A 9,562-nucleotide genomic window follows, 5' to 3' on the forward strand; every position below is an offset into this window, starting at 1 on the left:
ATACTTATTATCTTTCTTATTATTTAATATTTTCTTTAAAATAATACTGTGCTTATTCTCATTGATATTCTTATTATCTTTCTTATTATTTAATATTTTCTTTAAAATAATACTGTGCTTATTCTCATTGATATTAAGCACATCAACTAAAATTAGTAAAACATAAAAGATTATCTTCTAATTCATCATATTTTAGCGCTGTATTTTTTACTAATTTTATAATGGATGAATATTTGTTTTTTACTGATTCATCAAAAAAAATTTTCCTGTTTATTATAATCAGTCATACACCCTCTTAAATTAAAAAGCCATCTCATGATGGCTTTTTAGATTAGATCAATTATAAACCGAAAACATTGACGTAAAATTCTTTGCCATCATCTGTACTTTCAATGGTATAAGTAATCGGAATTGAATTTTTACCGCCTTGACCTTCAAAAGAAAGTTCAGCAGCACATGAGTAAGTATCTCTCTTCTCATCATGCTCACGGGTACGTACGCTTTCTACTTTGATCTTAATTTGATCGATCAGTGCTGCCATTTTTTGGTCGCGTAATTCATCTTTAGTAATATCAATCACTAAATTTTTGGCTTCCGTGCTATTACAGTTAGGTGTTGCATCGCCACACCCTACTAAAGGCAATGCTAATGCTCCTAATAAAGCTAATTTTAAAAAATTGAGTTTTCATGTTAATTAATTCTTCCTTGCTCACAAGATAAAATAATTTTTCAATATTTTACCTAATAATTATCTCGTCACAATATAGTGAGTTAACAGTTAGAATAAGATAATGATAGAAATTGATATTTTGGCGCTAATGCCATCATTAAGTAAAACCAACAAACTTTAACGCCAATATTAATGTACTTCGATTTCTTATTTGTTAATCACACCAAGAATATCAACTCGAATATTTCGTGTATCCGCTCTTCCTTTATCATCTACTGCACGAATACGATAGCGGCCACTCTCTTTAGGATACCACTCTATTGAGCGCTGATTTGTACTACTTCCTAGATAAGCCTCATCAACAAACCAATAAATAATATTGCTATCATTATCCGCTGTTGCATTAAATACAATTGATGTGTTTGGCGATGAAGAACGTCTTAAAGTATAGGTGGTATTACGTAATGGTGATAATATGCGAGGAGGCATTCCGAGAATAGCACTACCTCCATTTTTACAGTGAGTAGTTGAAGGAGGTGTTCGCTTTGGTAGCCCTGCCTGAGCAAATACTTTAGCTAAATCAGAAGGCCAATATTCAAACACTTCAATCTTAACCCGCTCTTCATTATATGGAGGACAGACAACTTCTCCCGTCGCTTTATCAATTGCTAGAGGCCGATAAACTGTATCAACTTTAATGGGTGATTTACCAGGAATAAACCATGTTTTACCTTTACGTTGACACCATGGCGTAGGTAAATTACCACTCGTTAAACAAACATCAACTTGTTTTATATTTTCAGGAAGTTTAAATCTAGGCTCTTTTAAGTTCGGATAATCTGCAATAATATTATCTATAATATTAAAAAAATAGAGGTGCTGCTGCTTCAGCTCCGATTAATGCACTATTTCCTTTACCATCAAAATTACCTATCCAAACAATTAAAACATAAGGTCCAAAAACGCCACTACTCCATGCATCTCGAAATCCCCACGATGTACCTGTTTTCCAATAAATAGGTAATGCCGTTGATTTTTGTGCCAATGTATCACCAGGTCTTCGATGTTGGCTTAACATATCCAGTGTAATAAAACTCGCTTCTTCACTTAATAACTGAATGGGTTTCGCAATAGCATCCGTACTTTGCATTCTTAACGGTTTAAGTTTGCCTCTATTGGCTAATATTGCATAGAGCTTCGCTAATTCTTGTACTGTAATTTCACCGCCCCCTAACACCAGCGATAGACCGTAATGTCTCTCACTCGCCATATTGCTTATACCTGACATTTGTAGAAACTGGTAAAGGGTTGGATTTTTCAATTGAGCCGCTATCGATACAGCGGGAATATTTCGACTGTAATTTAACGCTTGAGTGGCAGAAATAGGTCCTAAAAAGCGTAAATCAAAGTTTTCTGGTGCATAGCTACCAAAGGTAGAAGGGACATCTTTTAAAATTGTTCGAGGATGTAAAATACCTTGTTCTAGTCCTAATGCATAGATAAAAGGCTTTAATGTTGAACCGGGTGAGCGCTTCGCATTAGTGCCATTAACTTGCCCATGAATATCAGCATTATAGTAATCAGCTGAACCAATCAACGCTTTAACCCCCATATCTCGTGTATCAACAAGGATCACAGAAGCATTTTTAACACCAAGATGTTTATTTCGTTCAATAAACGCATCAACTTGTTTCTCAACTAATCGCTGTAATGGGAGATCAAGCGTTGTAACTATATTAGTGGGTTTTCTTGGGTTAAACTTTTCCTGTTTTTCAATTTGCTCGATGAAATGAGGCGCTATATAGGGCATTTTTTCCGGCTGACGTAGCCGAAGTGGTAATTGAAACAATGCAGATAAATTGGCATCGTTAGGGTATTCTTCCAACCAATAATCATAAAGCTGATTACGCGTTTTCATTAAAGAAAGGCTAATACCATCACTATTTGGCTCGATCCGATAACTCGGTGATTGAGGTAATACGGCAAGTGTTAACGCTTCAGGTAATGTTAATTCTTTAGGCTTTTTATTAAAGTAAATCAGGCTTGCGGCACCAATGCTCTCTATATTTCGCCCATAAGGCGCATAGTTAAAATAGGCTTCTAAAATATCATGTTTTGAATAACTGAGCTCTAACTGAATGGCTCGCAATACCTGAATAAATTTGCCCCCGACTGTGCGTGTATTTAATTGCCAGTGCATACGAGCAAGCTGCATGGTGATTGTTGAACCACCTTGCAATCGTTCACCATAAATATAACTAACAAAAAAACCACGAATTAAACTGTAAGGATTAAATCCAGCATGATAATAGAACCACCGATCTTCATATCGCATGGCACTATTTATCATCAAGGGCGAAATATCGTCTAAATCCGTCCACAATCGATAACGTTCATCATTAGCCAGTGTTAAACGTAGTAAATTTCCATTGCTATCATAATAGGCCGTTGAAGATAAAAAACCTTCTGAGAGTGCAGGATGTGGAAAAAGGCGAAACCCTACACAAAAGAGGATAACTAAAAAACCTCCCATCAATATATTTTGTAAAACTCGCTTGCTTCTCGTCATTTTAAAACAACCAGAAACAAGCACCTGAAACTTCAATTAGTTTCATTTTACATTACCATTATTTTGTCTCTGTTTATTGACCGTCATAACACCTTTACCTATTGCTAAAGCTTGTATTTCCCTGTCATACATAGCTTCAGCAAATGCTGGCGGTATAGCGAATATTCCCGAATTAGTGGCTTTAATTTGATAGACAAACTCTTGTACTTGTTGAGTCGCAGTACCATAAATAATGACACGATCTTCTCGAATATCGCTGTATTCTGGTGACCATCGCGTTCCTTTAGTTCCCGTTGGTGATAACCATTCGACTTCAGAGTTATCCACATCGTCCATTGATTGTTGTACGACTTCAAAGCCTCCGGGCAGTAAGTCCACCAGCACAACATTATTCACACCTTGTTTTGCATTCGCTCTAATTTTTATATGTACATAAAGCTTTTCACCTAAGGTTGCGCTATTAACAACCTCACCTTTTTCATTCACATAATCACGAGAAATTTCTAATCCTCGTGAAATTGCTTTTTTAGGCGGTTCGCTATCAAAACCAGATTGTGTGACAACATACCAAGCCGCATTATTCGTTGGATTATTAAATAAGATCTCTTTAATACCCGCTTTAAATTGACCTATCGCAGTGGCATTTATCATAGATGAAATAACAATAGGTGGGTTTTCACCACTTTTTACGCTCACTGTTAATGGCTGAGTTGGCGTTGTCATATTTTGGATCTGTTTAGTGTAATACTCTAATGCCAAGATACTCATTGCAGATGATTGCGTGGTATAGCGCTCTTCCTTAAAACTCATTACCATATTTTCCAGTAGTTGTGGCGGAATATCTCGCGCTTTTTCTGGGAAATGCTTCACAATCAAATATAGCCTTGTACTGTCTTGGATCAGAGGATCTAAATAGTTATGTGACCACCACGCTTTCCTATAAGCTTTACTTAGCTCTTGCCATGTAGGTTTTAATAACTCATCCGCTTGTTTATCCATTTTCAGCATTTTTGTAAGAAGCCGCTAAATATAAAGCGCCTAAGTCACTCTGCCATGTTTTTGGGTAATTTTTTTTGCATTCGTGTTTGGATCGCTGCAATTTCCCCCGTAGTCACCTTACCTTGACGTGTTAATAAATAAACAGCGAAAGCACGCATTCTCAGTTCGTCTTGATTATTCAATCCTGTATTGACGGCCAGCTTAGTTAAGTATTCGTTGGATGATCGTAAAAGTGTTTCAGAAACAGGATAATTCGCTTCTTGTGCCTCAAGTAAGAATTGAACGACATATAAAGTCACAAATGGATCCGTTGATGGTGTTGAACGCCATGTTCCAATAGCACCTTGACCATTTTGACGAGTCAGTAATGTCGCCATAGTCTGTTCAAGTTGAGTACGAATTTTATCTTGTGAATATATCGTCTTCATTTCAGGATTACGTTGATGGAATAGCAACGGTATTGCCTGACTTGTTATTTGCTCTGAACAATTATAAGGATAATTAGCAAGGTATTGTGCCAATGCACTGCTTAGTACTAAAGGCGAGTAAGAAACACGTGCATCCCTTTTTGCATACTCATCATACATTTGGCGAATAGACGTAACACTCTGCTCTTTACCATCCATACGGCCTAAGCTTGATTGAGTACGATAAGCTGAAGCTGGACGAATAGAGAGATTTACTGTTCTCTGGGTAACTTTGCCATCCGCATTCACTGAGAACGTAATAGCACCATTACCCAATTGTGATTTTGCTTTTAGTCTAAAGGAAACAACCGTTTCTTTTTTCTCACCTAATGTCAGTTGATAACGGTTCTGTCCGATAACCTCTAATTGAGGCTCTGGTGTTATCGTCACATCGAGTTTTGTTGCTGTACCGTTAAGATCTGTTTGGTTATTTGCAATCCCTAAAGTGACATCAAATTCATCATTAGGCGCCACTGTTGTAGGAATATGAGGACTTAATACAAAATCATCACGTACAGTCGTATAGCGTTGCATATTCCCGATACGAGTTGGTGTAACGGAAACTGCCATGACTCTTATTTTGCCATTAAAATACTCTGGCACTTTATAGTTAAAAATAGCTTCGCCATCAACTTCCGTAATACCAGACCAATAAGCAACAGGCGCTTCTTTCTTGCGTTTAAATGGATTCAGATAGAGATCAACGGCTTCCCCTGCATCCCCTCCTGGCGCTGAAGCCAATGACATCATTTTGCTAAATTCAGGTAGAATAAGATCCAGTATTTGCGTGCTTTCAACTTCTAATGAACGTTTACGGAAGAAGTAATCCAATGGATCTTTTAATTTATATCGAGCAACTTGCAAGATACCTTCATCAACGGCAAAAACCGCAACTTGTTGTGAGGTATCTGTTTTTACTGTAATCGGTAAGGTATCACCCGGTTTAATAACATCTGGTGACTCTAATTCAATTTGAGCTTGGTAATTTTCACGACTTATTTTAAACGGCACAACCCCATAACTAAGAGGGCTCATGAATATTTCATCAGAGTTTATATCTCTAACAAATTGAACATTGATATATCCATTGCCTTCCAATTCTGCAGGTACTCGGATTTTTTGTACCGAATTTGTTGTTGAAGATGTAAACCATTGCCAAGAATACACCTTGTCCTTTTCTATCGTGATAATACCACTCCCCACATAAGGGGCATTAATAGCAATTTCGATCTCTTCATCCGTTTTATATGTGTCTTTATTTAAAGTGAGTTGTAACTCCGCTTCGCGATCAAGTGAGCGAGTCACATTCGCATTACCCGCAACAGTATAATTAATGCGATTAAGTACACTGCCCTCTTTATTTTTGATTAATAATACAAAGTTACCTGGTGTTTGTGTTTCTAATGCAAAAGAGCTTCCCTTTTCATTAATAGAAAAAGGAACATCATCAATAAATACTTCTTTAAGTTTAGATTGATATTTATAAACGCCTGAATTTTGTCGAGTTAAAACAGAGAGATACTTTTTCTCATAGCGTTCTAGTGTTAATGACTCTTGAGAAATTTGTGTTAATGTTGGATCAATCGCAATAAAAGTAAGGTTCCGCTGTGCATTTTGATTAATATAATCAAGCGTTCCATCGGCTTTTACACCAATCAGATAATCATGAGGAGATACCATAACACGCGCAGCTGCTGTTACAGAACGACCGCTCCCCGCATCAAACGCTTCAGAGATAAGTTGTAATTGATAAGTAGCATCATCATAAGATGTTAAACCTAAATCAATCTCAGCTAGCCCTTCTGCATTCGTTGTTGTTTCTTCTAAATCGGTTTCAAAGCTGTCGTGATTACGACGGTTTTCATAAAAACGATAATCAGAATAACGTGAAAAATTAGGATAAATTGGCCTTAAAGTTAATTTGGAAACAACACGTCTATCTTGTGCTGGAGTACCAAATAAATTTTGTACATCGATTGAAGCTTTTAATTCAGAAGGTTTCACCCATCCCTGTTGTCTATCTGGCGTCAGATTAAGTGCAACTTTAAGTAAGTCAGGTTCAAACTCTTTAACCATAATCGTTGTACTACCTAATAAACTAGCATCTTTATTATTTTTACCGACTAAATAGAGATAGATATTCCAATCTCCAGTAGGCGAATTTTCTGATGTGGTATAGTTTAATTCGTTGAAACCAAATTCGTTTAATACCATTGATTGATTTAACATCAATGTATTACGAGGATCTCGAATTTCAACGCGTAAAGGGATACCTTCCAAGGCTGTTTTCCAGTCAAAGGTACGTGTAATAAGGCCAATATTGAACGTTTCACCCGGTCGATAAACGCCTCTATCCGAAAATAAGAAACTATCAAGAGTACGGGGATCTTTTGGTGTATCATCACCATAAATATTAAAGCGAGATAGGCTGAGTTTCCTATCGTAATAAGCATCTGTTGGTAAAAATGAAATATCGCCCTCTTTTTCAACTAAAAAAAAGAACAGCGGTCTGCTCATTTCTAAAATCTTTAAGATTAGGAAAAGCGACATGACCATCAGCGCGAGTCGTTTTACTCAGTAATGTTGTTCCATTTTTAGCAATAACGGAGACTTTCGCATCACTAACGGGCGCACCGTTATAGATAGATTGTACGAAGACATCTCGAGAACCATCAATCGATGATTTAGCGATGATCCCTAAGTCAGTGACAACAATAAAGCGTGCATCAGAAACTTCTTCATCTTCGTCATCTTCATAATACTCGTCGTCTTCATCGTCTGGTCTTGATGCTTTATTCGGATCCCAAGCAGTCAGTTTTAATAAAAATATTCCACGTTTAGCATTAGGATCAGCAGATAAATAACGGCTTAAATCAATCCCTTTATACTGAATTTCACCTTTATTTTCATCATCCAGCGCGGTTTGATACGTAAAATGCTCAGTAAAATACTCATCATTGAGACGATTAAAGTTTGTTGATGTAAAATATTTATCTTTAAAAGAAACGATGTGTTGTAACTGACTTGGAATAACTCGTTTTATATCAAGTTGTAGCCCGGGTAAATTGCGAGCTGAAACAGTGATCTGCTTATCCCCTGTCATGGCAAGCAAAGCACCTTCAGACACAAAGTTCAACATTTTCGGATAATCAGGCACACTGACGATTTGATAGCGATCTTCTTTTAATTGATATCCGCCCACAGATATTATCCCGCTAGGGATTTTGACCAATATGTAGCGATAAGCTGGCGCATTGTATTTAAAAGCAAAACTAGCTTGGTTTTCTTGCTCATTATCATTCATCTCAAGTGTTAACTTCTCTGACTGAGCAAGAATAGTTTGACTGACATCATTCAGGTTCCAATCGTAATAATCGTCTTCATCTTGGCGAATATCCGTATTTTCTAATTCTAAATTGTGTTGAGGTAATAACCACGCAGAAACTTCGTTTTTTATCTCTTTTTCATTTAATTCATCACTTAATGAAATGATCAGTACCCGCGCATCTTTTCCATTTTCAGACTCAACCAGCTCACTTTCTATATTTGAAATATTCAGGCTATATAGACTGGGGATCTCAACATAATATGTTTTTTCTTTTGATGTTGTATTCGCTGTTACTGTTGTGGCAATACCGGGGTCAATTTTAAGAAAAACCTTACTATTAATATCTTTTAGCGCTAATTGCTCTGAGTGAACCCAAGCCGTTAATTTTTTATTATCGTAATTGATGGTGTATTTCAGCTTTTCATTGTCGCCATATTTCATTGAAAGGCGTTTTTCAAAACTCTGAATATCAACAGGCGCGTTAAACGAGATCTTAATTATGGCATGTTTTTGGGATGGATTTTGTGGATCTTGATAAAACTCACTATTCCCTAAATGATAGTCAAAAGGGGCGGTTTTAAACTCATACTTGTTTGATTTTAACGAAAACTGTGGTGCTAATAATTTAGTTTCATCAAGTTGAATTTGATATTCTCTGCCCATAGCGAAAGGTTTCTTGGCGGTAAAAACAAGGGTTGAGCCATTTTGCCACTGCCAGTTACCATCAACCGAAGGTGTTAATGTCACACCTTCAGTGACTTCTTTATCAATAAGCGTAATCGGTGCCGCAGACCGAGAAAATGATAAAATGATTTTCTGTGATTGAGGCTTATCATTTGCATAATCGATTTGTTCTGGACCGATAAGTTTCACATTAACATTTTGTACAACGATAGGTGCTACATCGATAGGAACGGGTCGATTGAGATAACTGTGATAACCATAATAGCTACCAAATGACGCAGCAATAAGAAAAATAATAGAGCCTAATGCAGTTTTAGGGTGACTCACTATACCAGACTCAATTTTTCGTAAATGATGGGTTACAACGTCAATCCAGACGGGCGTACTCCATTGTATTTTCCCTATAAATGGGCGAAGTATCTTCTCTAAAAAACGAATACAAAAAACAATGATCCATCCCAGTAAACGGATCAGTTTAAAAGGGAGAGAAAGTAAAAAACGTAGTACGTCCATATAGATAGTCCTATATTGCGCTGATAAAAACACATTTTCTTATCAGTAAAATTAAGCCAAAGCGCAAAAATAAATAGCAATACAATAATAAAACAGGTTCCAATTTAAGAATAAATACTTATCATTAATTTAGAATTTAGTTATATAAAGACAGATTACATTCTTAATATTTTTTTTCCTAGCATTCCATGCTATTTCAAGACTCTTCTGAGCATGCCTTTGGAACATCGTTTTCTAACCATCATTTAATGCTTAATAAAAAAACAAATTTTTTCCAAGAAAAATCGCACTATAAAAGTGCGATTTATATTTTAATAACGTAAATATTAATT

1 protein-coding gene and 2 pseudogenes are annotated in these 9,562 nt (G+C 36.4%); all 3 read right to left on the reverse strand.

Going from position 1 to position 9,562, the window contains the following annotated elements:
- Positions 1-340: 340 nt before the first annotated feature.
- Positions 341-643: a hypothetical protein gene (locus BHE89_RS02910; protein ID WP_128860289.1), complete on the reverse strand. Its 303-nt coding sequence runs from the start codon at positions 641-643 to the stop codon at positions 341-343.
- 234 nt (positions 644-877) lie between these two features.
- Positions 878-3,239: pseudogene (gene pbpC, locus BHE89_RS02915) on the reverse strand (penicillin-binding protein 1C).
- Positions 3,240-3,281: 42 nt separating this feature from the next.
- Positions 3,282-9,230 (reverse strand): annotated as a pseudogene (locus BHE89_RS02920) (alpha-2-macroglobulin family protein).
- Positions 9,231-9,562: the final 332 nt, after the last annotated feature.

Source organism: Shigella sp. FC1967 (genome assembly GCF_001743005.1).
GTDB lineage: Bacteria > Pseudomonadota > Gammaproteobacteria > Enterobacterales > Enterobacteriaceae > Proteus.